The 21,743-nt window shown below is 66.6% G+C and carries 20 protein-coding genes, 1 tRNA gene and 1 riboswitch; of the genes, 10 read left to right on the forward strand and 11 right to left on the reverse strand.

Features of this window, described 5'->3' with window-relative positions; translation table 11 throughout:
- Positions 1-346 precede the first annotated feature (346 nt).
- Together xth and FOC84_RS32810 are read left to right on the forward strand one after the other, a co-directional pair.
- Positions 347-1,129 (forward strand): exodeoxyribonuclease III, encoded by a 783-nt coding sequence (xth, locus tag FOC84_RS32805; protein ID WP_173149719.1) that lies wholly within the window; start codon positions 347-349, stop codon positions 1,127-1,129.
- A 67-nt stretch (positions 1,130-1,196) separates the two neighbouring features.
- A tRNA-Ala gene (locus FOC84_RS32810) sits at positions 1,197-1,272 on the forward strand.
- A gap of 155 nt (positions 1,273-1,427) precedes the next feature.
- On the opposite strand, the gene FOC84_RS32815 is transcribed toward FOC84_RS32810, so the two are convergent.
- A complete protein-coding gene (locus FOC84_RS32815) occupies positions 1,428-2,141 on the reverse strand; it encodes an autoinducer binding domain-containing protein (RefSeq protein WP_173149721.1) in 714 nt (237 codons plus the stop codon).
- A gap of 226 nt (positions 2,142-2,367) precedes the next feature.
- Here FOC84_RS32815 and FOC84_RS32820 point away from each other — a divergent pair, with 226 nt between their 5' ends.
- Positions 2,368-2,961, forward strand: a complete 594-nt coding sequence (locus tag FOC84_RS32820) for a hypothetical protein (RefSeq protein ID WP_173149723.1) — start codon at positions 2,368-2,370, stop codon at positions 2,959-2,961.
- A gap of 45 nt (positions 2,962-3,006) precedes the next feature.
- Here the strand turns inward: FOC84_RS32820 and FOC84_RS32825 are convergent, their stop codons facing one another.
- Positions 3,007-3,963, reverse strand: coding sequence for a LysR substrate-binding domain-containing protein (locus FOC84_RS32825; RefSeq protein ID WP_173149725.1), 957 nt, complete (start codon positions 3,961-3,963; stop codon positions 3,007-3,009).
- Positions 3,964-4,085: 122 nt separating this feature from the next.
- On the opposite strand from FOC84_RS32825, the gene FOC84_RS32830 reads away from it, so the two are divergent.
- The 3 genes from FOC84_RS32830 to FOC84_RS32840 are packed head-to-tail and all read left to right on the forward strand — an operon-like array spanning position 4,086 to position 7,970.
- Positions 4,086-5,219: an ABC transporter substrate-binding protein gene (locus FOC84_RS32830; RefSeq protein WP_173149727.1), complete on the forward strand. Its 1,134-nt coding sequence runs from the start codon at positions 4,086-4,088 to the stop codon at positions 5,217-5,219.
- Between the two features lie 28 nt (positions 5,220-5,247).
- The gene (locus tag FOC84_RS32835; protein WP_173149729.1) at positions 5,248-6,462 is read left to right on the forward strand and encodes a thiolase family protein; all 1,215 of its coding nucleotides are present in this window, start codon (positions 5,248-5,250) and stop codon (positions 6,460-6,462) included.
- A complete protein-coding gene (locus FOC84_RS32840; protein WP_173149731.1) occupies positions 6,459-7,970 on the forward strand; it encodes an AMP-binding protein in 1,512 nt (503 codons plus the stop codon). The genes FOC84_RS32835 and FOC84_RS32840 overlap by 4 nt, the downstream gene beginning before the upstream one ends.
- Positions 7,971-8,020: 50 nt before the next feature.
- Here FOC84_RS32840 and FOC84_RS32845 read toward each other — a convergent pair whose 3' ends face one another.
- On the reverse strand, positions 8,021-9,472 hold the full coding sequence (locus FOC84_RS32845; protein WP_173149733.1) for a sodium:solute symporter family protein: 1,452 nt from the start codon (positions 9,470-9,472) through the stop codon (positions 8,021-8,023).
- A gap of 108 nt (positions 9,473-9,580) precedes the next feature.
- Positions 9,581-9,687: riboswitch (TPP riboswitch) on the reverse strand.
- Positions 9,688-9,860: 173 nt separating this feature from the next.
- On the opposite strand from FOC84_RS32845, the gene FOC84_RS32850 reads away from it, so the two are divergent.
- Positions 9,861-11,141 (forward strand): LLM class flavin-dependent oxidoreductase, encoded by a 1,281-nt coding sequence (locus FOC84_RS32850; RefSeq protein ID WP_173149735.1) that lies wholly within the window; start codon positions 9,861-9,863, stop codon positions 11,139-11,141.
- A gap of 48 nt (positions 11,142-11,189) precedes the next feature.
- Here FOC84_RS32850 and FOC84_RS32855 read toward each other — a convergent pair whose 3' ends face one another.
- Genes FOC84_RS32855 through FOC84_RS32870 form a run of 4 tightly spaced genes read right to left on the reverse strand, consistent with a single transcriptional unit; the run spans position 11,190 to position 15,010 of the window.
- Positions 11,190-11,405, reverse strand: a complete 216-nt coding sequence (locus tag FOC84_RS32855; protein WP_173149737.1) for a hypothetical protein — start codon at positions 11,403-11,405, stop codon at positions 11,190-11,192.
- On the reverse strand, positions 11,405-13,309 hold the full coding sequence (locus FOC84_RS32860; protein WP_173149739.1) for an esterase/lipase family protein: 1,905 nt from the start codon (positions 13,307-13,309) through the stop codon (positions 11,405-11,407). The genes FOC84_RS32855 and FOC84_RS32860 overlap by 1 nt, the downstream gene beginning before the upstream one ends.
- The gene (locus FOC84_RS32865) at positions 13,306-14,340 is read right to left on the reverse strand and encodes an Lnb N-terminal periplasmic domain-containing protein (protein WP_173149741.1); all 1,035 of its coding nucleotides are present in this window, start codon (positions 14,338-14,340) and stop codon (positions 13,306-13,308) included. The genes FOC84_RS32860 and FOC84_RS32865 overlap by 4 nt, the downstream gene beginning before the upstream one ends.
- The gene (locus FOC84_RS32870) at positions 14,327-15,010 is read right to left on the reverse strand and encodes a MarC family NAAT transporter (RefSeq protein ID WP_302053185.1); all 684 of its coding nucleotides are present in this window, start codon (positions 15,008-15,010) and stop codon (positions 14,327-14,329) included. Before FOC84_RS32870 ends, FOC84_RS32865 begins: the two co-directional genes overlap by 14 nt.
- A 153-nt stretch (positions 15,011-15,163) precedes the next feature.
- Here FOC84_RS32870 and FOC84_RS32875 point away from each other — a divergent pair, with 153 nt between their 5' ends.
- Complete coding sequence (locus FOC84_RS32875; protein ID WP_173149743.1) at positions 15,164-15,802, forward strand: TetR/AcrR family transcriptional regulator; 639 nt, start codon at positions 15,164-15,166, stop codon at positions 15,800-15,802.
- Here FOC84_RS32875 and FOC84_RS32880 read toward each other — a convergent pair.
- The gene (locus FOC84_RS32880; protein WP_254241854.1) at positions 15,763-17,028 is read right to left on the reverse strand and encodes an MFS transporter; all 1,266 of its coding nucleotides are present in this window, start codon (positions 17,026-17,028) and stop codon (positions 15,763-15,765) included. The genes FOC84_RS32875 and FOC84_RS32880 overlap by 40 nt on opposite strands.
- 105 nt (positions 17,029-17,133) lie before the next feature.
- Here FOC84_RS32880 and FOC84_RS32885 point away from each other — a divergent pair, with 105 nt between their 5' ends.
- Positions 17,134-18,087, forward strand: coding sequence for a LysR family transcriptional regulator (locus tag FOC84_RS32885; protein WP_254241855.1), 954 nt, complete (start codon positions 17,134-17,136; stop codon positions 18,085-18,087).
- A gap of 118 nt (positions 18,088-18,205) precedes the next feature.
- On the forward strand, positions 18,206-19,009 hold the full coding sequence (hutG, locus tag FOC84_RS32890) for an N-formylglutamate deformylase (protein ID WP_173149745.1): 804 nt from the start codon (positions 18,206-18,208) through the stop codon (positions 19,007-19,009).
- On the opposite strand, the gene FOC84_RS32895 is transcribed toward hutG, so the two are convergent.
- The 3 genes from FOC84_RS32895 to FOC84_RS32905 are packed head-to-tail and all read right to left on the reverse strand — an operon-like array spanning position 19,006 to position 21,722.
- Entirely contained in the window at positions 19,006-19,431 is a 426-nt protein-coding gene (locus tag FOC84_RS32895) for a MaoC family dehydratase (RefSeq protein WP_173149747.1), read from the reverse strand. The two genes, hutG and FOC84_RS32895, sit on opposite strands and share 4 nt — an antisense overlap.
- A gap of 56 nt (positions 19,432-19,487) precedes the next feature.
- On the reverse strand, positions 19,488-20,732 hold the full coding sequence (locus FOC84_RS32900) for a CaiB/BaiF CoA transferase family protein (protein WP_173149749.1): 1,245 nt from the start codon (positions 20,730-20,732) through the stop codon (positions 19,488-19,490).
- A 9-nt stretch (positions 20,733-20,741) separates the two neighbouring features.
- Positions 20,742-21,722, reverse strand: a complete 981-nt coding sequence (locus tag FOC84_RS32905) for a tripartite tricarboxylate transporter substrate binding protein (protein WP_173149751.1) — start codon at positions 21,720-21,722, stop codon at positions 20,742-20,744.
- Between the last annotated feature and the right edge of the window lie 21 nt (positions 21,723-21,743).

The raw sequence follows: 21,743 nt of genomic DNA on the forward strand, positions 1-21,743 counted from the left end.
CACACAGATTTATGGTGACTTGTAATAACTCAGTTTATTGCGAACAATTATCATTAGTGAAGATGCGAATGTCCATCGCTACAGCGCGTTCAAAGCCCTATCCTGGCGCTTTTTATAGGACTAAACCCGGCCGCCGGAAGCTTGCGGCGCGGCGCCCCGAGAATCGCAAGCCCGGCTTCGGCGCGGACCGCCCGCCGCCCCCCGACGGCGCAGCCACGGTATCATCTGCCTCTATCCCCGGCGACCGCCAACCCCGCCCCGGATGTGTGGCCAGATGAGTCGCTGGACCGGAATTGTGGAAGGCGACGCCGCCGAAAGCCGCATAAACGAACGGTCTGTCAAAATCATGAAATTAGCCACTTGGAACGTGAACTCCCTGAATGTGCGCCTGCCGCAGGTGCTGGACTGGCTGGCCGCCCATCCCGTCGACGTCCTGTGCATCCAGGAACTCAAGCTCACGGACGACAAGTTTCCCGAGGCCGCCTTCACCGAAGCCGGCTACCACGCCGTCTGGGCCGGCCAGAAAACCTATAACGGCGTCGCCATCATCTCGCGCGTGCCCGGCACGTCCATGGTGCGCAACATTCCCGGATATGAGGATCCGCAGCAGCGCGTCCTGGCGCTGACCTTTCCCAGCCCCGAAGGCGATGTGCGCGTCGTCTGCGCCTATTGTCCCAACGGCCAGGCCGTGGGCTCGGACAAGTACGCCTACAAGCTGGACTGGTTCGAAGCCATGCGCGCCTGGCTGGCCGACGAAATCAAGCAGTATCCGCGGTTGGCGGTGCTGGGCGACTACAACGTCGCGCCGGCCGACGAAGACGTGCACAATCCTGAAAAATGGGAAGGCCAGGTGCTGGTGTCCGAACCGGAACGCAAGGCCTTCACTGCCCTGCTCGACCTGGGCCTGGCCGACTCGTTCCGGCTGTTCGAGCAGCCCGAGAAGTCCTTCAGCTGGTGGGACTACCGCCAGTTCGCGTTCCGCCGCAACGCCGGGCTGCGCATCGATCATGTCCTCTTGTCCGCCCCGTTGGTCAAACGCTGCACGGCCTGCGTCATCGACAAGGAACCGCGCCGCAACGAGCAGCCGTCCGATCACGCCCCGGTCGTCGCGACCTTGGAATTCGCCTGAATTTTTGTTCGGGCGGCATGTTGCGCACGCTAGGAATATTCCTGTATAGTTTTGGTCTTGCTTCATTGGGGCGGTAGCTCAGCTGGGAGAGCGTCGCGTTCGCAATGCGAAGGTCGGGAGTTCGATCCTCCTCCGCTCCACCAAAATTCCCGCCAAGACAGAGCCCTACGCAGGGCACTACGCAGGGCACTACATTTAGCGATGTAGTGCCCTGTCTTGCTTTATGGGCCGTTTTCGGGCGTGTGCACGGCCTCGATCCGGCGTGCAAGGCGATGGCCCACCGATGAACTCCAGCCGATCAACTCAGGAGTCCGAGTAGCGCAGCGCGGGCGACGGCTGCCGTCCGATTGCGGGCGCCAAGCTTGGAGATCGCGTTCTTCGTATGAAATCTGACCGTCGACTCGGCAATTGCCAGTATTTCGGACACGTCGCTGCTGGTCTTTCCGTCCGCCGCCCATTTTAGAATTTCGGTCTCGCGACGGGTCAATGGAACATCCGGCGTCAATTTGAATCGCGGCAGCAAAACCCTGCTGAATGCGAGGTGTGCCGCGGTTACCAGCCATCGCATCCTCAATTCCTTGCCGAGCAGCTCCGCATCGGAAAGCTGCTCGTTCTGCCTGGCCAACGTCAGCATTCCCCAAGTTCCGTACGCGTCCAGATTCGACTGGGCCCATCCCACACAGAGTCCCACCGCCTGCATCTCGTTCCAAAGCTGGGGCGTATCGGCAAATACCCTGTCCGACCATACGATAGGTATCGCGGACCGGCTGCAATGTTTTACGGTGGGGTCGACTTCCAGGTAGCGCGCCTGTGCGTACCGTTCCTGCCACACGGCCGGATAATTACTGATCATTACGACCTGAGGATTGGTAAACGGCAAGGCCGCCCGCAAACCGTACGCGCAATAAGAAAACCCCAACTCTTGCGCGATAGCCGCCACCTCGGTGAAAACGGCTTGCTCAGTGGTTGCCCTATTGGTAACTAATAGTAACTCATGTACCCACGGCTTCATTCCAAATTCCATCCCCGTGCATTTATATTGCTCGCACTCGAAAGTTGCACGGCTGAAAATAAAGTGGCCGCTGACACAATATAGTTAAACTCCTGAAATATTTCAAAATATAAATAAATGTGATAACCAGTTCACTTTTTATATACTCGTTCGACAATGACTTAGAGAATAAATATTTCCGGCTTCTAAAAACCTTTTCCCTGTCATTGAATTCCTTGCCATACGTATGGACATTGCGGCCAGCACCTTGGTACCCGACCGAGGGGACGACGCGCAATATCTTCAGCATGCCCTGGAGCAACTCTCGCCCCTGCGGCTTTTCGATGAATTGATGATCGGCATTACACGGAATGCGCCTCGCGAGCATGCAGGTCAGCGCGCGCAGCCGCTCATTCTGTCGACGGCCCGCAGCATAGGCGCGACGGCCGAGGAGATCGCGGTCATGGATGCGCAAGCCGACGCACGGCAAGCCTTGCTGGAAGCGAACCCGGCTTTTCAGGCGTCTCTTGCAAGGCTGTCCGCGGCGGGCATTACCTGGGAATGGGGCCAGGAATGCGAGTATGGCTATCGATCGCGCTGCCCGAGTCTTTTTTCCCCGCCGCAGGCAATATCCAGAATTGAGGAAATGGCAGCCAACGATGCGGGATTGGATACCGCCCAGGAGAAACAGGATGCCGCCGATATCTATCGGCGCTGGCTGCTGCAAAACTACCACCCCGATTGGAAGCAGTATCAACAGAAATGGCCGACTCTCTATGCCAATCCCCATTGCGCGCGGCGGAATGATTTCGGGCTCGATCCCAATCCCATTGAGCCCTGACTGGCCTACACTGCTTCCCAGAACGGCCTAGAAATTTGCCGCTTTTCAGGCGTTTGCGTCAACGCGCACCGTCGTCGCCGCGCCCCGCAACGCATGCAGGAATAGCGAGGCCGCAGCCGCGGCGCGCGCATCCCGCCGGGTCATGATGCCCACGGGATGCAGCCGCGCCTGCAAGGCCAGCGGCAGGATGGCCAACTGCCCGTTTTCGGCCAGGTCGCGCGCCACGCGCAGCGGAATGGCCGACAGCAGCGAGGTCCGCTGCAGCAGCGAGACGATGGTCAGGATGGCGCTGGATTCGATGGCAACCTGCGGAAAGCCCGCACCGCGCGCCGAAACGGCTGCAGCCACCATGCTGTAGAGCGCCGCGTTGCGCGACGGCAGCACCCAGCGGCACTTGTCCAGCGCCGTGCCGCTCAGGCGGCTGCGCGAGGCCAGCGGATGGGCCGGACCGCAGACGACGGCGGTGGCCTCGTCGTAAAGGATCTCGCATTGCAGGTCCGCGTCCGCGCCCTCCACCCCCAGCCGCCCCACGACGCAATCCAGTTCGCCTGCGCGCAAGGCGGGCAGCAACTGCTTTTCCAGGCCTTCGGACAACTCGATGCGCAGGGCCGGATGAGTTTCCTGCAGGCGTTGCACGGCCAAGGGCACCAGCAGATGCGCCACCACCGGAAAAATGCCCGCCCGCACCTTGCCGCTGGCGCCGTTGGCAGCGGCCGCGAGCTCGGCATGTGTCGCGTCCAGTTCATTCAGCAGCAGACGCGCGCGGTCGATCATCAGCAGGCCCAGCGCGGTCGGCGCGACGCCGTGATGCGAACGCTCGAACAAGGGCAGGCCTGCCAGCGCCTCGGCCTCGCCCAGGAGCTTGCTCAGCGCGGGCTGGCTGAGGTGCATCGCTTCGGCCGCCCGGTGCAGATTGCCGACCCGTCCCAGCTCGTCCAGCAAGACCAGGTGACGGATGCGCAGGCGCGACCGCAGCTGCTGCAAAGTGGGGATGTCCGGCATGGAATGCGCCCGGCAAGTGGTTATCGATCGATAAGGAATCGCAATTATCCAGTTATCGGCAAGACGCTCATACTGGGGTCATCCCGCTAGCCGGGCCATATCCAGAAAAAAGGGGAATAGCCATGTATCGTCGTCTTGCCGCGCTGGCGCTGGCCTGCGCCCTGGCGCCTGCCGCCGCGTCCGCCGACATCCGCATCGGCGTGATCGCCAGCAGCACCGGACCCGGAGCCTCCATGGGTTCGCTGTACCGCAGCACCGTGCCGCTGCTGCCCAAGACATTGGGCGGCCAGCCCGTGGAGTACATCGCGCTGGACGATGCGACCGATCCCTCGTCGGCGGTCAAGACGGCGCGCAAGCTGGTCACCGAGAGCAAGGTGGACGCCATCATCGGCCCGAGCAATGTGCCGACCTCGATGGCGGTCACGGAGGTCGCCCGCGAAGCGCGCACGCCTCAGTTGTCGTTGGCGCCCATCGTGGTCAGCCCTGACCGCGCCGAATGGATCTTCGTGGTGGCCCACGGCATAGACCTGATGGTGGATTCACTGACCGCCGACATGGTCAAGCGCGGCGTGAAGAGCGTGGCGTACATCGGCTTCTCGGACGCCTGGGGCGACGCTGTCTACCGCGCGCTGCAGGAATCGGCCGCCAAGCGCGGCATCAAGGTGCTCAGCAACGAACGCTACGCGCGCACCGACAACTCGGTCACGGCGCAGGTGCTGAAGATCGTCTCGCTCAATCCCGGCGCGGTGCTGGTGGGCGGCTCGGGCACGCCAGGCGCCCTGCCCCATCTGTCGCTGCGCGAACGCGGATATCAGGGCGTGCAGTACAACACCCACGGCGTCATCAACAAGGACTTCCTGAAGCTGGGCGGCAAGGGCGTGGATGGCGTGATCGTGCCCAGCGGCCCGGTACAGGTGGTGGAACAGCTGCCCGCGGACAGCCCGATCAAGCCGGTCGCCACGCGTTACGCCCAGCAGTATGAAGCGACCTACGGCGCCGACTCGCGCAACGCCTTCGCGCCTTACACCTACGACGCCTATCTATTGCTGGACGCGGCGGTGGCCAAGATTCCCGCGGGCACCCAGCCCGGCACCCCTGCCTTCCGCCAGGCGCTGCGCGATGCCCTGGAAAGCCTGCAGGGCACCGTCGGCACCCAGGGCATCTACATGATGTCACCCACCAACCACAACGGCCTGGACGAGCGCGGCGTCGTGCTGATGCAGGCCCGTTCTGGCGCCTGGCAGTTCCTGCCGTAAGCCGCCTTTTTTTGCAGCAGGAGTCCGCATGACCGGCGTACACATTCCTTATGGCGTGTATTGGAGCACCCCTTTCTCGCGTTGGCAGGGCAGCCTGTCGCGCCTGCACAGCCTGCGTTTCGCGGCCTGGACCGCGCGCCGCGAACTGGAGCGCCGCGGCATCGCGCCCGCCGCGCTGCAAAGCGCGGTGCTGGGCTGCTCGGTGCCGCAGCAAGGCTCGTTCTACGGCCTGCCCTGGGTGGCCGGCATGCTCGGCGCCCCCCATCTGGCAGGGCCGGTGGTCTCGCAGGCCTGCGCCACCTCGGTGCGCGGCCTGGCCACGGCCGCGGCCGAGCTCATGCTGGGCCACGCCGAAACTTCGTTGGTACTCATGGCCGACCGCGTGTCCAACGGCCCGCAGCTCTACCATCCCGATCCGGCCGGCCCTGGCGGCTCCGGCGCGCACGAAAACTGGGTGCTGGACAATTTTTCGCATGATCCCTGGAGCGGCCTGTCCATGTTGCAGACCGGGGAGCGCGTGGCCGAGCGCCACGGCATCTCCACGGACGAACAGAATGCGGTCACGCTGCGCCGCTACGAGCAATACGCGCAGGCCTGCGCCGACGGCCGCCGGTTCCAGCAGCGTTACATGACGCTGCCCTTCGAGGTGCCCGACGCGCGCTACGCCAAGATTGCATCGGTGCTGGAAGGCGACGAAGGCATCCACGCCACCACCGCTGATGGCCTGGCACGCCTGTCGCCCGTGCTGCCCGGCGGCACCATCACCTATGGCGGGCAGACGCATCCGGCAGACGGCAACGCGGGCATGGTCCTGGCGACCGCCGAGCGTGCGCGTGAATTGTCGCGACGCCCCGAAATCGGCATCGAGATCCTGGCCTTCGGCCAGTCGCGCACTGAAAAAGGCTACATGCCGCAGGCGCCCATTGAAGCCGCCGCTGCCGCGCTGCAACGCGCCGGCCTGGCAATGGCCGACCTGCACGCGGTGAAGACGCACAATCCCTTTGTGGTGTCGGACATCGCGCTGGCGCGCGCCACGGGATTCGACGTCATGGCCATGAACAATTATGGCTGTTCGCTGGTGTGGGGCCATCCCCAGAGCCCGACCGGGCTGCGGTCCGTCATGGAACTCATCGAGGAGCTGGCCGGGCGCGGCGGCGGATTGGGCCTGTTCACGGGATGCGCGGCCGGCGACAGTGCCATGGCATTGGTCTTGCGCGTGGACGCCGCCGGAGCCGCCCGATGAGCCACGCGAGCCTTGAAGGCGTCCTGCGCATCCCCGCCCTGCTGGCCCGCGCGGCGCGCGACTGCCCCGAACGCACAGCCCTGGTCTGCGGCGCGCGCCGCGTCGACTACCGGCGCTACGCCGCCGAAGTCTGGGCAACGGCCCGCCATCTGCGCGCGCACGCGCCTTCCGGCGCGCGGGTCGCTACCCTGCTGGGCAATTCGGATCTGGCCTGCGTGGCGACGCTGGCGTTGCAGTGCTCCGGCAACCAGCATGTGCCGCTCAATCCGCTCTATACGGCGCGCGAACTGGAATTCATCCTGCGCGACGCGCAGCCCGCGCTGCTGATCGCCGACGCGGCATCGGCCGCCGTCGCGGCGCCGCTGGCCGCGGCGCTGGCCATCCGGCTGGTCGGGGAAGACGAGGCCCGCGCATGGATGGAGCCGGAGCCAGGCATGGACGACTCGCCGCTGAACGACGCCGATGCCCAGGCGCCGGCCCTGTTGCAGTACACCGGCGGCACGACCGGGCAGCCCAAGGGCGTGATTCTCGGACGCGACGCCGTCGCCACCAATGTGCTGCAGCGGGAACTGGCCTTGCCCACCCGCTACGGCGCCGACAGCGTGCTTTGCGCGATGCCGCTGTTCCATTCCTATGGCATGGCGATGGGCTTGTTCCTGGCCGCCAGCGCCGCTGCCACGCTGGTGGTGCTGCCGCGCTACCGGCCCGACGACGTCTGCGACGCCGTGGAGCGCGAGCGCATCACGTTGTTTCCCGGCAGCCCCACCATCTACACCGGCTTGCTGTCGCACCCGCGCTTCGCGGCCACCGACTGGTCCAGCGTGCGCGTCTGCTATTCCGGATCCGCCCCGCTGGCGGAAGAAGTGCACCGGCGCTGGGAAGCCGCGGTGGGCGCGCCGATCTACGAGGGCTACGGCCAGACTGAAGCAGGCCCCATCCTCACCTACAACGGTCCGGCCGGAACCCGGCACGGCTCGGTGGGCACGCCGGTCGCAGGGACCGAGGTGCAGGTGGTCGACCTCGAATCGGGTTGCGTGGTGCTGCCGCCCGGCCAGCGCGGTGAAATCCGTGCGCGCGGGCCGCAGATCATGCAAGGCTATCTGGCCAGGCCCGACGCCACCGCCGAAACCCTGCGCGACGGCTGGCTGTACACGGGCGACATCGGCGAGTTCGCGCAGGACGGCTTCCTGTACATCCGCGACCGCAAGAAGGACCTGGTGATCTCCGGCGGCTACAACGTCTACCCGCGTGAAGTGGATGAAGTGCTGTACCTGCATCCGGACGTGGCCGAAGCCGCGGCGGTCGGCTGGCCGGACAGCTACCGCGGCGAGGTCATCCGCGCCTTCGTCGTCCTGCGGCCAGGCGCGGCCGTCGACGAGGCTGCGCTGATCGCGCACTGCCAGTCGAACCTGGCGCGCTACAAGGTGCCCGCGGTCATCCAGATCCTGGATGCCCTGCCCTATACGGGCGCCAACAAGGTCGACAAGAAGGCGCTGCGCGCGGCGTAGTCCACCGGCGGGCGCCTTCAATCGAGGGCGCCACGCCGCGGACGTACGGCTCAGACCGGATCCTGATCCAACCTGCGCACCGCAGCGCTCAAGGTCGAGAAATCAAATTCCTTGCGGCCGCGCAGCAGGCAGCGCATCAGCACGGTCGTCACCACCGGCACCACAGCCGCCAGCAGGAAGGACTCCAGCAGGAACGAGGGCTTGTCGCCCGGCGCCGGGAAGAAGAACAGGCCGGCCACGAGACCGGAGATGGTGGCGACGGTGGCGGTCAGGCCGTCGTGCTTGCGGCTGAACAGGCCGTAAAAGACCGGGAAGGCGGCAGCCGAGCACAGCAGGTCGGCCAGCAGGAACAGGTACAGCACACTATAGCCCTGCGAGGCCACGATCATGACGGGGATGGCCATCAGCAGCACCAGCCAGCGCGCCAGGCGCTTCATGGTCATGGAACTGGCGTTGGGCATCAGGCGGCGCATATCGACCGCGATGATGCTGGATACGGCGCTGATGGCCGTGTCGGCGGTGCTCATGACCAGCGACAGCCCCAACGGAATCAGCGCGATCACGAACCACGCGGGCGCATGCGGCATGATGACGCTGAAGAGCGCGATGGAGCTGTCGCCCTGGGGCGCCAGGCCGACGAAAGCCAGGCCGAACAGCCCCATCAGGAAGATGAACGGCGCGACCAGCAAGCCGCCCAGCAGGAAGCCGTTGCGCATGGAGCGCGCGTCGCGTGCGGCGTAGATGCGCTGCCAGTTGCCCTGGTGGAAGATGCCGGTCAGCAGGATCGCGACGAAGAAGGTCAGCCCGGCCTTGACGCCCACCGGATCGGTCAGGTCCAGTAGCTGCGGCGCCTTGGCCTGCAGCGCTTCGATGGTGGGCATGGCGCCACCCGCAGCCTGCCAGCCGACCAGGCACAGGATCACCAGCAGCGGCACGATCACCATCATCTGCACCTGGTCCGTGAAGATCGACGAGCGCAGCCCGCCATAGGTGGTGTAGAGCAAGGTGGTGCCCATCACGATGGCGGCGGTGGCCCACAGCGGCACGGGCGCCAGCATGGTGACGAGCTTGGAGATCGCCGTGACTTCGGCCGACAGCGCGATGAAGAGATAGAACAGCATGATGAACAGCGCCAGGCCGTACATGGGCCGGCCGTAGCGCGCCATCAGGAATTCCGTCAGGGTGTGCCCGTGGGGAATGAGTTCGCGCATGCGCCGCCCCAGCGGAATCATGACCAGGCGCGGCGACATCGATCCCAGCGCGTAGCCGATCACCGCCGCCAGGCCGCCCCAGGTCGCCGCTTGCGCGGGCGAGAACAGGATCCAGGCGCCCAGGGTCGAGGCCATCAGCGTCAGGATGGTGCCGAAGGCGCCCTGGCTGTTGCGGGCGACGATGTAGTCCTCCAGGGTGCCGCGCTTGCGGCGCGTGTACAGGACGCTGGCCAGGGCGAAACCGCCCGAGAACAGCAGCAGCCACATCAGGGCGGTGGATTGGGTCAACATGGGTATCGGTCCTCCCGCTGCCGGCTGGCAGCCGGACGCGCAACGCGGCGGCCCCGCCACGCGGGGTGCGCAGGCCGCAAGATGAATGAAAGTCTAGGGAGGGCGCGCGGACTGCGCGATGTCCTTCCCTTCGCCGGCATTACCCGGATCAGGTTCAAAGGGTTACCGCGACAACGCGGAATCTCAGCCCTTGCAGGGCTCCCCCAGGAATTGCCGCAAGATTAGGAGAGCGGCACGGCAATGTCAACGCGCCTGGCGCGGACTCCGCCCGCGCCTTTTGTGCTAAGTTCGCCCGCGTGCGGCGCCGATTTGCCTATCCGCCGCTGGAATCGAAGAGTCTGACCATGTCTATCGCGCCTTTTACCGCCCCTGTCTGGACTGGATCGCCATGCTGCATCTGAACCTGTTCATCTTCGGCTGCGGCCACCATCGCGCCGCCTGGCGCCATCCGGATTCCGCCGCCGAGCGGCTGGGCGACATCACCTACTACGAGGAACTGGCGCGCACCGCCGAACGCGGCAAGCTGGACGCCATCTTCTTCGCCGACGGGCAATCGGTCGACAACATCGGCGACGGCCCGCGCTGGTACCTGGAGCCGCTGACCGCCATGGCGGCGATCGCGCGCGCCACTTCCCGCATCGGCCTGATCAGCACGGTTTCCAGCACCTTCTTCACGCCCTTTCACGCGGCCCGCATGGTGGCCTCGCTGGACCATATCTCGGGCGGGCGCATGGGCTGGAACGTGGTCACGTCCATGTTCGACGCGGAAGCGCGCAACCACGGCTATGAGTCCATGCCCGGGCACGACTGGCGCTATGCGCGCGCCGAGGAGTTCGTCGACGTCGCGTTGAAGCTGTTCGACTCCTGGGACCAGGACGCCCTGGCCATCGACCGCGCGGGCGATTACGGCGTGCCCGCCAGCGTGCGCAAGATCAACCACCACGGAGAGCATTTCCTGGTCGACGGCCCCCTGACGGTGCCGCGTCCGCCGCAAGGCCGCCCGGTGCTGTTCCAGGCCGGCGCCTCGGACCAGGGCCGCGACCTGGCCGCCAGGCGCGCCGAAGCGATCTACGCCGTCGCCTATGACCTGCCCGCGGCGCAGGCCTATTACCGCGACATCAAGCGGCGCGTGCTGGCCGCCGGCCGCCAGGATTTCGTGCCCATCATGCCGGGCCTGGTCACCTACGTGGGCTCGACCGAAGCCGAAGCCCGGGCCAAGCAGCGCGCACTGGACGTCCTGCTCCCCAGCGACGCGTCGCTGCGCCAACTGGGCACGTTCGTGCTGCAGGACTGCTCCGCCTGGGAACTGGACGCGCCCGTGCCCGCCCTGCCGCCCCTGGCCGAATTCACCGGCCCCAAGGGCCGCTACGCGACCATACTGCGCATCATCGAAACCGAGCAGCCCACCGTGCGCCAGCTGCTCGGACGGCTGGCGGCCGGCGGCGGCCACTGCACCATGGTGGGCACGCCCGAGCAGATCGCCGACAAGATGGAGCATTGGTACCGCAATGAAGGCGCCGACGGCTTCAACCTGATGCCGCCTTCCCTGCCGGGAGGGATCGACGATTTCGTCGAGCACGTGATCCCGGTGCTGCGGCGCCGGGGGCTGTTCCGCGCCGAGTACCAGCACAGCACGCTGCGCGGGCATCTGGGGCTGGAATCCCGGTAAGCCGGCGCGGGCGATCCCTGGCCTGCCGTTTCGGCCCGGCGGCCAGGGCTATCCGGCTTGCGTGACGGGGCGGCTGCGCTTGGCCTTCACGGCATCGCGCGCGGCCGTCTCGGCTATCAGGGCTTGGGCTTTGCGGAGAGCGGCCTGCCGCCTGGCCGCGCGCGTCGCGATCCAGTCATAGAGCCATACACCCGGCTGGCGCACCAGCGCCGCGATCAAGGTACAGGCGGCAACGCCCAGAAGGCCGAACAATAGCCAGTGCATCAGCGCGCCCCCTGTTCCAGCTGCAGCCGCAGAATGCGCCTGAGTTCCAGGATCGCCTGCGGCGTCTCTTGCACGCTGTGCGAGAACGGAATGATCTTCTCGGATTCGGCCCCGTCCAGATGCGCGCTGCGGTACGGCACCAGGCCGTCGTCCGAATCCGCCAGCGGGACGCCGGGTGTGTTGTTCGCAATGATGCTGTGGTAACGCACCGCCGGCGAAATCGGCATGGACGCGGTCAGTCTCACAAATCGGTCCTTTTCGCTCAGGTTATCCACGCCGTTGGGCACCCGGATCGAGGATTCGGGCCGGGGCGGCCCATCGGCGTCAGCCAGCCGGTTGAGCTTGGCGAACTGCCTGACTACCGTCACAGGCAGCGTGATCAGGTTGGACAGCCAACGCGACAAAGTGTTCTCGGCAAAAGGCGTGCCGCGGTGCGGCGCCGCGATGAACACCGCGCGCGAGATGCCGGGAAACGCCTCAAAGCTCAGCACCGGGTCGAACTCGGCGCGTGCCTGGGCGAGGCGGGTCTCGTCCAGCTGGGCGTGGTCGCGCAGCGCGTCCCACAGCACGGTGCCGGACGAGGACACCAGCAGCCGGCTCAGCACGCCGCCCATGCTGTGCCCGATGATGACGGTGTCGCGCGAAGCCTGCGCCGCGCCCATGGGATCGAAATGCTCGATCGTCTGGCGCAGCGCGTCGCGGATGGCACGGTTGTTCAGCGCCAGCGGCGCGTTGGTCGGGTAATAGACCTGCCAGATCTGGTAATGCTGGCGCAGGGTTTCGTCGCCCAGCACCTCGTTGGCGACGTTGATCCAGGCCTCGGGGCTGCTGGCCAGGCCGTGCAGCATGATGACGGTGCGCCGGTCCGGGTCATAGGGCTGCAACAGGTAGACGTGCGGCGCGTCGATGCCCTCTTCCTTGCCCAGCACGTTGCGCAGCGCCTGGGTCGCGAAGCCCGAGCGCGCCAGCCACAAACCGTAGCCGGACGTGAAGTTGGCAGCCAGCGGCACCTTCGTGCCGGCCAGCTCCACCGTATCCCGCTTGTAGGGATCGTAGGCCGCCAGGGTCGCCTTCCGCGCGGCCATGACCTGCTCCAGCGTATCGCCAGGAAAGGCAATGATGACGGTCACGGCGGGAAATGGGGTTTCGCTATATGGCGTCTTGAAGGTGTCGGCATCATTCACGCGGCGCGCCGTGACCGCCACCAGCTCGGCGCCGAAGCCGTCGCGCCGGTACATGCTGCGCAGCCCCCGGAACGTCAAGTTCGCCGCGGGCACCAGTTCGTGCGGAAATTGCTTGCCGCCGGGCAGCTTGACGTCGGACATCTCGCCCAGCACCTGCCACGGCCCCGCCGCCATGCTGGTCCCGGGCGCCGGCGGGCGGCCGCGATGCTGCTCGAACAGGCGCGTGACGGCCTGCTGCACCGCGTAGTTGTAGTAGTCGCGCACCTGGGTCTGGCGGTCTTCGAAGGCGCGGTCGCTGGGCGAGCGCGGCGTGAAGAACAGGTAGGCGTAGGCGGCCCGCGCCGTCTGCAGGTAGGCGTCCAGCAGTTCGTCCTGGTCGGCCTGGCTGGCGGGGCGCTGCTTTTCCGTGGCCAGCGCCTCCATCAGCCAGACTTCGGACAGCGTGGCGAGGCGCCGTTCGCTGTCCAGCCCTTCCATGGTGGCCAGCGCATGGGTGCAGGCGTCGCGGTCCTTGCGGCAGTCCTGCGCGTTCAGGCCCAGCACGGCCATGGACTCGCGCGCGGATGCGCTCAACTGGCCGGTGGTGAGCACGTCGCCGCGGCGCTGGGCGATGTAGTCCTGGGTGCTGACGGAAGACACCTTGACGCCCGCGCAGCCGGCGCACACCAGCAGCCCCAGGATCGCGCAACCCTTCGCGCCGGCCGTCCAGATTCCATTCATTGCGCGGCCCCCGCCGATACCGGTTGGCGGATGGCCCGCGAAAACTCGACCGGATCCGGGCCGGGCAAGCCAGGCTTGCCGAGGTAACCCTGTTCGCGCAGCACGGCCAAAGGCTTGCCAGTGTCCAGCCCGCCCTGCTCATAGAGATATTCCGGCAGATAGCCGGACAGGAGGATGCGGTAATCCATGGGCAGGCCCGGCACGATCGCCCGTACCATGCGGTAGACCAGCGTCGTGCAGTTGGCCGTCACCGTGTGATAGAAGCGCGGCGCGTCGGCCAGCTCATTCGCGGTGCGCACATAGGACAAAAACAGTTCGCGCATGGCGGGCACGGGCATGTCGACGGGATACCGGTACACGCGTTCGGCGCGCGGCCCGGCGCGCACGTAGAGGATGTCGCGCTCCTGCGCGGCGATCACGCTCAGTTCGAACTGCTTGAAGAAGCCGCCGATCTCCGAGAACTGTTCGCCGCGTTCCTTGCGGATCTCGACCGAGAACACGACGTGGCGGCCGTCAGTGAAGCCGAAGGAAACCAGCGTGTGGGCGATGGCCGGGCTGCCCCAGTACGACAGGACCATGTCCACCGAGGCCAAGTCGTTCAGGTTGTATTGCTGGCTTTCCCAACGCGCGGTGTAGCGTGTGTCCGTATCGGACTGCCAGTCGAAATTGCGCACGCTGTCCAGCGTGACGATGGACCCGGAAATGCTGCCGCGCAGCGTGCGCGCCACGTCGTCCGCCCAGATCCGGTCGTTGGACGGCGCCAGCGTCTGCCACCACAGGCACAGCGCGGCCATGCCGATCAGCCAGGTCCAGGCGGCGCGCCGGGTGCGTCCGCGCCACAGCGCGACGGCCGCGTACAGGCACAGCCCGGCCCAGGCCAGCGCCGCAGCGCCTTGCACCACCGCCCCGCCCGGCATGCGGTAGTCCAGCGCCAGGCCGCCCCACAGCGCGGAAAGGATGAGAACAAGGCTGAAGAGGATGCGCCCGGCGATTGCCAGGCAGCCGCGCCGGGCTCGATTACATGCCGCCATGCTGTTGCACGATTTCCAGGACGCCGTTGATCACGAACTGCACGGCCATGCACACCAACAGGAAGCCCATGATGCGGGAGATGGCCTCCACCCCGCCCTGGCCGATCACGGCCACGATGCGCCCGGCCGAACGCAGGCAGATCCAGAACAGCAGGCCCAGCAGCGAGAACACGAGAATGGGCGTCAGCGCCAGCACCCAGGCCGGGTAGGTCTGCGTCACCGATGCATCGAGAGTCGCCGCGCCGCTGATGATCATGGCGATGGTGCCCGGCCCCGCCGTGCCGGGCATCGCCAGCGGCACGAAGGCGATGTTGGGGGTCTGCCGGTTGGCCTGGGCGTCGGCCACGTCGGCCTCGGACGCGGTCGACGGCGTGGACGGGAACACCATGCTGAAACCGATGCTGGCCACGATCAGGCCGCCCGCGATGCGCAGCCCCGGGATCGAAATGCCGAAGGTATGCATGATCCAGGCGCCGGCGTAGTAGGTCACCACCATGATCCCGACCACGTAGAAAGCCGCCTGCCTGACCTGGCGTTCGCGCTCTTTGTAGGGAATCTGCTGGCCCAGGGACAACAGCAGTGTCATGGAGGTCAGGGGGTTGGCCAGGGGCAGCATCAAGGCCAGCCCCAGGCTGACCAGTTTTCCCAGTTGAATCAGGTCGTCGATCATGGCGATGTGCGCTGCGGGCGGCGCCGTTGCGGCGGGTCACAGCTGCTTGGATGATGTTGCAAGCGTGTAATGTACTATACATTACACAATTTCGGCCAGGCTCCCCGCCCGGCGCTAGAGCGTCCGCGACCGATACGCGGCCAGGGGAATGACGTGAACACGATTCCAGACGATACGGCGCCGCGCGCGCTGACCAGCCGGGGCGAGGCGCGCCGCGAGCGCCTGCTCGAAGCCGCCACGCAGTCATTGCTGGAGCACGGCTACGCGCAAACGTCCATCCAGCGCATCGTGCGGCAGGCTGGCGGCTCGGCGGCCACCGCCTACCAACTGTTCGGCAACAAGGAGGGCCTGCTGGTCGCGGTGCTGGAGCATGAACTGCATGGCATGCGCGCCGCCGTATTCGCGGACGCCATGCAGGACCAGCCTGTCGGCCCCGCCCTGCACGAGCTGTCGCGACGTCTGCTGAGCTATGCCCTGCTGCCCAAATCGGCCGCGCTCTACCGCCTGATCGTCTCGGAATCGCATCGCCTGCCGCATCTGGCCGAATCCTTGCGGCTGGCGGTGGAAATGCAGCTGTACGCGCCCCTGGAACAATGCCTGAAACGGGCATGCGAGCGCGGCGAATTGCGCATCGACGATCCGCGCTTGGCGGCGCGCACCCTGGGCAACCTGATCAACGGCATCGCCTCGCACGCGCGGCTGACCGGTGGCCGCGCCGAAGGCCCGGACGAGGATCATCTGGCGACCTGCCGCTACGGCGTGGACACCCTGTTGCGCGCCTTCCGCGCGTAGCCGACGCGCCACTCGCCCCACCCGGCCCGCGCCAGCATCAGCGCCGGCCACAGCATGCAGGCCGCGGCCAGCCACAGATTGGCCCGCAGCCCCAGCGCGTCCACGCTGGGCACGCCCAGCAGCGAACCGGCCGCGATGCCCAGGTTGAACACCGCGACGAACAGCGAGGTGGCGGCCTCCACGGCGTCCGGCGCGGCCTTCATCATCCAGGTTTGCAGCGACACCGACACCGCGCCATAGGCCAGGCCCCACAGCAACAGCAAGACCGCCGCGGCCGGGCGGAGCTGCCCCAGCATGCCCAGCAGCAGCAGGACCAGCAGCAGGCTGACCGCGATCAGCAGCAAGGTGGCGGCCGGACGCCTCACGGCCGCAGTCCCACCCAGGAAGTTGCCCGCCACACCGGCGGCACCATAGGCAAAGAGCAGCGGCCCGATCCAGTTCTCGCCGAACGCCGCATGGATCTGCAGCAGCGGACGGACAAAGGTATAGGCCATGAAATGGCCGGCCACCAGGAACAGCGTGATCCAGAGGCCCCGCCGCAAGCCAGGATTGGCCAGTTGCGACGCCAACTGGCGCGGCCGCAGCGAGCGTGCCGCAGGCAGCGGCGGCAGGCTCAGCAGGGCCATGAGCAGCACGCCGGCGCTTAGCGCCGCCATGGCGCCAAAGGCCGCGCGCCAGCCGGCCAGCTCGCCGATGAAAGCGCCCAGCGGCACGCCCAGCACGGACGCCACGGCGACGCCGCCGAAGATGATGGAGGTGGCCAGTCCCACGGCGCCGGGGCCGACCAGCCTGCCCGCCAATCCGCCCGCGATCGCCCAGATGCCGCCGATGCAGAAGCCCACCAGCACCCGCGCCGCCAGGAACCACGGCATGCTGGGCGCCCAGGCGCTGGCCGCGTTGGCGCCGACCAGCAACGCCAACAGGCCGCACAGGATCGCCCGGCGGTCCGCCCCCTTTGCGCCAAGAACGACCAGCGGCGCGCACAGCGCCGCCAGGATGGCGGGCACGAACAGCATGAAGCCGCCCGTACCCACCGAGACGTCCAGCGCCGCGGTGATGGGCACGAACAGCCCCACCGGCAGCATTTCGCTCGTCACCACGCAGAAGGTCGCCAGGCCCACGGCGATCACGCCCAGCCACGCGCGCCAGCCAGCGCGCCCTGCCAGGGGTTCGGTCAACGAAACGCCGGTGATGGCGGGGTCTTCGGGGGAAATGCCGCGGGTCATGATCAGAGGTTCCAGGCAAGGCCCTTGCCGGGCCGACCCCTAGGCAGTCTACTGTTTCCATTTCGCTGATAAAGTATTCAAATAAATAAACACAAGGGACGAATCGTGCGCAATTCACCCTACCCGGCCGCCCGCCTGGATCACATCGGCGACCTGCTCGCGTTCGTGCGAGTGGCCGACACGCAGAGCTTTACCGCCGCGGCCGAAAAACTGGGCCTGTCGCGTTCGGCCATCGGCAAGTGCATCGCGCGCCTGGAACTGGGCTTGGGCGCGCGGCTGCTCCACCGCAGCACTCGCAGCGTCAGCCTCAGCGACGAGGGCCGCCTCTTCTATGAACACGCGCAGCGCATCCTGTCCGAGGTGGACAACGCCACCGATGCCATGGCCAGCCGCAAGCAGGCGCCGCGCGGCCGCCTGCGCATCGACCTGCCGGTATCGCTGGGACGGCTGCACATCATGCCGCTGCTGCGCGGCTACCTGCAGGACTGGCCCGAGGTCGAGGCGGACGTCAGTTTTTCCGACGACTACATCGACCTGGTGCGCGACGGCGTGGACGTCGCCATCCGCATCGGCGGCGAAACCGACAGCCGGCTGGTGCGCCGGGTGCTGGCGCCACACCGCTTGATCACCTGCGCCGCGCCCGGCTACCTGGACCGCCATGGCGCGCCAGCCAGCCTGGATGACCTGGCCGGTCACCAGACGCTGGCCTACACCCATGCCGGCGCGCTGGCGCCCTGGCGCTTTGCCGTCAACGGCCAGGAACGCAGCGTGCATGTCGCCGGACGCCTGCGGCTGGGCAACACGGAAGCGCTGCGCGACGCCGCGCTGGCGGGCGAAGGCATCGTCCAGCTGGGCGCCTTCCTGGTCGGCGAGGACCTGCGCGCCGGACGGTTGGCGCCGGTGCTGGAATCCGTGGCGCCCGCCGGCGCCCCGGTGTGCGCAGTCTATCCGCACCGCCGCCACCTGGCGCCCAAGGTGCGCGTCCTGATCGACGCCATCGCCGACAGATGGGGCGGCGGCGCGCCCTGGACCTGCGGTGCCGCGCCGCCAGGGCCATAGGCATGCGCCCGATCCACTATGATTGCCGGCATTGCCCCGCCGGGTGCAATACCGGATACCCAGGGACGCTGCCAACCATGCCCTTGCCTGCGCCCCGCCATTTACCCCGGAGTTTTACTTGAGCGACATCTACCAATTCAGCCGCGGCACGGCGCCGCTGCTGATCTCCATTCCCCACCTGGGCAGCATGATTCCCGACGCGCAACGCGCGCAGATGACGCCGCTGGGCCTGCAGTCGGGCGACACCGACTGGCACCTGGACACGCTGTACCAGTTCGCCGAGGCGCTGGGCGCGTCCGTCATCGGCGCGCGCTATTCGCGCTACGTGGTGGACCTGAACCGCCCGCCCAACGATGAAAGCCTGTATCCCGGCCAGACCAAGACCGGCCTGTGCCCGGCCCAGACCTTCCGCGGCGACGCCCTCTACCGCAACGAGGCCGTCCTGACCGAGGCCGAGCGCGAACACCGGCTGCAGGCCTACTGGAAGCCCTACCACGCCAAGCTGTGCGAGGAAATCGACCGCATCAAGGCCGAACACGGCACCGTGCTGCTATGGGAAGCGCACTCGATCGCCAGCGTGCTGCCGCGCCTGTTCGAAGGCAAGCTGCCCGACCTGAACATCGGCACCGCCGACGGCGCGGCCTGCGCGCCCGACATCCTGGCCACGGTCGAAGAGCGGCTGCGCGAAAACACCGCCTACACCTGGGCGGTGAACGGCCGCTTCAAGGGCGGCTACATCACGCGCCACTACGGCAAGCCCGCGGACAACGTCCACGCCATCCAGCTGGAAATGTGCCAGTCCACCTACATGGACGAAACCCATCCCTACGCTTATCGCCCCGACCTGGCGGACAAGATCATTCCGCTGGTCGAAGGCATGGTGCAGTCGGCGCTCAAGCAGACCGGCGCTCGCCGGGCTTAACAGTCTGCAGCCAACGCCACGCGTATCTTGAAATCGAGCATCAGCACCTTTTGCTGGTCCGCATCGACGCAGTGACCCAGGTACCGGCCGCCCGTAAAGGGCGTGCCGGCAACCGCTGCGCTTTCAAGCAGTTCGAGCTCCAGCCCCAGCGCATCGCCAGGGTATGCCGGACGCAGGAATTTCGTTTCCACCTTCAGCAACAGCATGGGGTTGCGCGCAAACTGGCGCGTGAATGCCGCCATGGCCGCGCCCAATACATGGATGCCGGCCAGCGGCACATCCGCGAAGCCGGATCGCAAGGCCAGGTCCCGCGAACCATGCACGGGATGCCCGCCCCCCACCGCCTGAAGATAATCGCCGTGCAGCGCATTCGAAAGCGTGAAGGCGCCGCTGAAGCGCGGCGGCAGCGATGGGATGCTCATGTCGTTCTCTCCTGCGCGCGGCCCAGTCCGTGCGAACGGGCTTGCCCGGCCCGGTCCTAGATGATGTTGCGCTCACGCAGGTCCGCCTGCTGCGCCTGCGAGATGCCCAGCTCCTGGCCATAGATTTCGTCGTTGTGCTGGCCGACGCCAGGCCCCGCCCGCCAGATCCGGCCCGGCGTGGCTGAAAACCGCGGCACCACGTTCTGCATGCTGACGGCGCCGAGCTCCTCGTCCTCGACTCGCACCAGGACTTCGCGTTCGATGAAATGCGGGTCCGCCACGATGTCTGCAATGTCGTAGATGGGACTGAAACTGACCTCGTGCCGCATCAGGATATCGGACGCCTCGCTCAGCGCATGCGCGCCGAACCAGTTTTCCATGATGGCCTCTATCTGGTCGCGGTTCTGAATGCGCGCCGTGTTGGTACTGAACAATGGATCATCCAGCAGATCTGCGCGCTCGATGGCGATGGCCAGCCGCCGGAACACGGTGGGCGCGCTGACGGCCAGCACCACCCATTTGTCGTCGCGGGTCTTGTACACGCTGCTGGGCGCCGAATAGGCATTGAGATTGCCCTGGCGCGAGCGCGCAACGCCGAGCTGGTCATATTCGATGGGCATGAAATCCAGCACGCGCAGCATGGCCTCCGTGGCGGACAGGTCGATTTCCTGCCCTTCGCCGTGCTTTTGCCGGTGCAGAAGCGCCGCGGTGATGGCATAGGCGCCGAACACGCCGGTCAACGCATCGGACACTGGGAAGCCGGGATAAAGCGGCGGGCCGTCCTTTTCACCGCACAGGTTCACGAATCCCGACATGGCCTCGAAGATCCGGGCAAAGCCCGGCCGCGACCGGTAAGGCCCGGTCTGGCCGAAACCGGTGACACGCAGCACGATCAGGTCGGGCCGCAAGCCGCGCAAGCGCGCCATGTCCAGGCCCCAGCGATCCAGCGTGCCGGGCCGGAAGTTCTCCACCAGCACGTCATATCGGGGCAACAGGCGCTCAAGAATTTTCAAACCCTCGGGCTGGCGCAGATCCAGCGTGATGCCGCGTTTGTTGCGGTTCGCGACTTTCGACCAGAGCGCCACGCCGTTCTTGTGCGGCGGCAGCTGGCGTATGTGGTCGCCGTCACCCGGCAACTCGATCTTCAGGACTTCCGCACCCAGGTCCGCCATCAGCGTGGAAGAGAACGGGCCGGCCACCACCGTGGAAATGTCCAGCACCCGCACGCCCGCCAACGGCCCCGAGCCGGGACCTTGAGCGGACCGATCGGCATCCGGGTTTCTCGCTTGCTCGGCATTCATCGTCTTTCCTCAATCCATCGAAACATTGGCTTGCCTGGCGACGTCGCCCCAGATCTGGATCTCGGCCTTGATAAAGCGGGAAAAATCCGCGGCCGTCCCGCCCACCGGGATGGATCCCTCGGACAGCAGACGCCGACTGATTTCCGGGCTTTGCAGCGCCTCATTCACCGCGGCGTTGATCTTTTCGACCACCGCCTGGGGCGTGCCTCGAGGCGCAAACAGGCCATTCCAGCCGGATGCCACGAAACCCTTTGCTCCGGCTTCGACCATGGTTGGAACGTTCGGCAAGGTCTGCGATCGTTTGCCGCTGGTCACCGCAAGCGGCACGAGTTTCCCTGCGGCGATGTAAGGCGCCGTGGTCAGGATCACGTCGAAAGCCAGATCGACCTGGCCACCGAGCAGATCCGCCATGGCCGGCCCCGCGCCCTTGTAAGGAACTCCCAGCATCGATGTACCCGTGTCGGACTGAAGCTTCTCGAAAAGCATGTGCGCCGCAGTGCCCACCCCGGCCGTGGCCACGGAAATCTGGCCCGGCCTTTCCCGAGCCTGCCCGAGCAGATCCGCAAGCGTAGTGATTTTCTTGGATGGGTGGGCTACCAGCACATAGGGCTGGTCGACCACGTGCACGACGGGAGCAAAATCGGCCATCGCGTCGTAAGCGAGATTTTTGTAGATGTTCGGACCGATGCCATGCGTGGCGACCGTCCCCCACAACAGGGTGTATCCGTCGTTGCGGGCCCGGGCGACTTGATACGTGCCTATGGTGCCGCCCGCGCCAGCCTTGTTTTCCACCACCACGGGCCGGCCGATGGCGGCCTCGATGCGCGGGGCGAACAGCCGGGCCATCACATCCGTGGCCCCGCCGGGCGGGAACGGAACAATGATGGTGACCGGCTTGGCCGGCCAGGCCGCCTCGGCCTGGGCGGCACCGCACAAACCGCCCAGCATCCACATTGCCGCCACAGGCGCCAACAGATTCTTCAGTTTCATGATCTCCTCCGGTGCTGTCGC

This window comes from Achromobacter pestifer, from assembly GCF_013267355.1.
Lineage (GTDB): Bacteria > Pseudomonadota > Gammaproteobacteria > Burkholderiales > Burkholderiaceae_B > Achromobacter > Achromobacter pestifer_A.

Coding starts and splice junctions, on each gene's coding strand:
- xth (WP_173149719.1), top strand. CDS start 347: ATGAAATTAGCCACTTGGAACGTGAACTCCCTGAATGTGCGCCTGCCG.
- FOC84_RS32815 (WP_173149721.1), bottom strand. CDS start 2,141: ATGAAGCCGTGGGTACATGAGTTACTATTAGTTACCAATAGGGCAACC.
- FOC84_RS32820 (WP_173149723.1), top strand. CDS start 2,368: ATGGACATTGCGGCCAGCACCTTGGTACCCGACCGAGGGGACGACGCG.
- FOC84_RS32825 (WP_173149725.1), bottom strand. CDS start 3,963: ATGCCGGACATCCCCACTTTGCAGCAGCTGCGGTCGCGCCTGCGCATC.
- FOC84_RS32830 (WP_173149727.1), top strand. CDS start 4,086: ATGTATCGTCGTCTTGCCGCGCTGGCGCTGGCCTGCGCCCTGGCGCCT.
- FOC84_RS32835 (WP_173149729.1), top strand. CDS start 5,248: ATGACCGGCGTACACATTCCTTATGGCGTGTATTGGAGCACCCCTTTC.
- FOC84_RS32840 (WP_173149731.1), top strand. CDS start 6,459: ATGAGCCACGCGAGCCTTGAAGGCGTCCTGCGCATCCCCGCCCTGCTG.
- FOC84_RS32845 (WP_173149733.1), bottom strand. CDS start 9,472: ATGTTGACCCAATCCACCGCCCTGATGTGGCTGCTGCTGTTCTCGGGC.
- FOC84_RS32850 (WP_173149735.1), top strand. CDS start 9,861: ATGCTGCATCTGAACCTGTTCATCTTCGGCTGCGGCCACCATCGCGCC.
- FOC84_RS32855 (WP_173149737.1), bottom strand. CDS start 11,405: ATGCACTGGCTATTGTTCGGCCTTCTGGGCGTTGCCGCCTGTACCTTG.
- FOC84_RS32860 (WP_173149739.1), bottom strand. CDS start 13,309: ATGAATGGAATCTGGACGGCCGGCGCGAAGGGTTGCGCGATCCTGGGG.
- FOC84_RS32865 (WP_173149741.1), bottom strand. CDS start 14,340: ATGGCGGCATGTAATCGAGCCCGGCGCGGCTGCCTGGCAATCGCCGGG.
- FOC84_RS32870 (WP_302053185.1), bottom strand. CDS start 15,010: ATGATCGACGACCTGATTCAACTGGGAAAACTGGTCAGCCTGGGGCTG.
- FOC84_RS32880 (WP_254241854.1), bottom strand. CDS start 17,028: ATGACCCGCGGCATTTCCCCCGAAGACCCCGCCATCACCGGCGTTTCG.
- FOC84_RS32895 (WP_173149747.1), bottom strand. CDS start 19,431: ATGAGCATCCCATCGCTGCCGCCGCGCTTCAGCGGCGCCTTCACGCTT.
- FOC84_RS32900 (WP_173149749.1), bottom strand. CDS start 20,732: ATGAATGCCGAGCAAGCGAGAAACCCGGATGCCGATCGGTCCGCTCAA.
- FOC84_RS32905 (WP_173149751.1), bottom strand. CDS start 21,722: ATGAAACTGAAGAATCTGTTGGCGCCTGTGGCGGCAATGTGGATGCTG.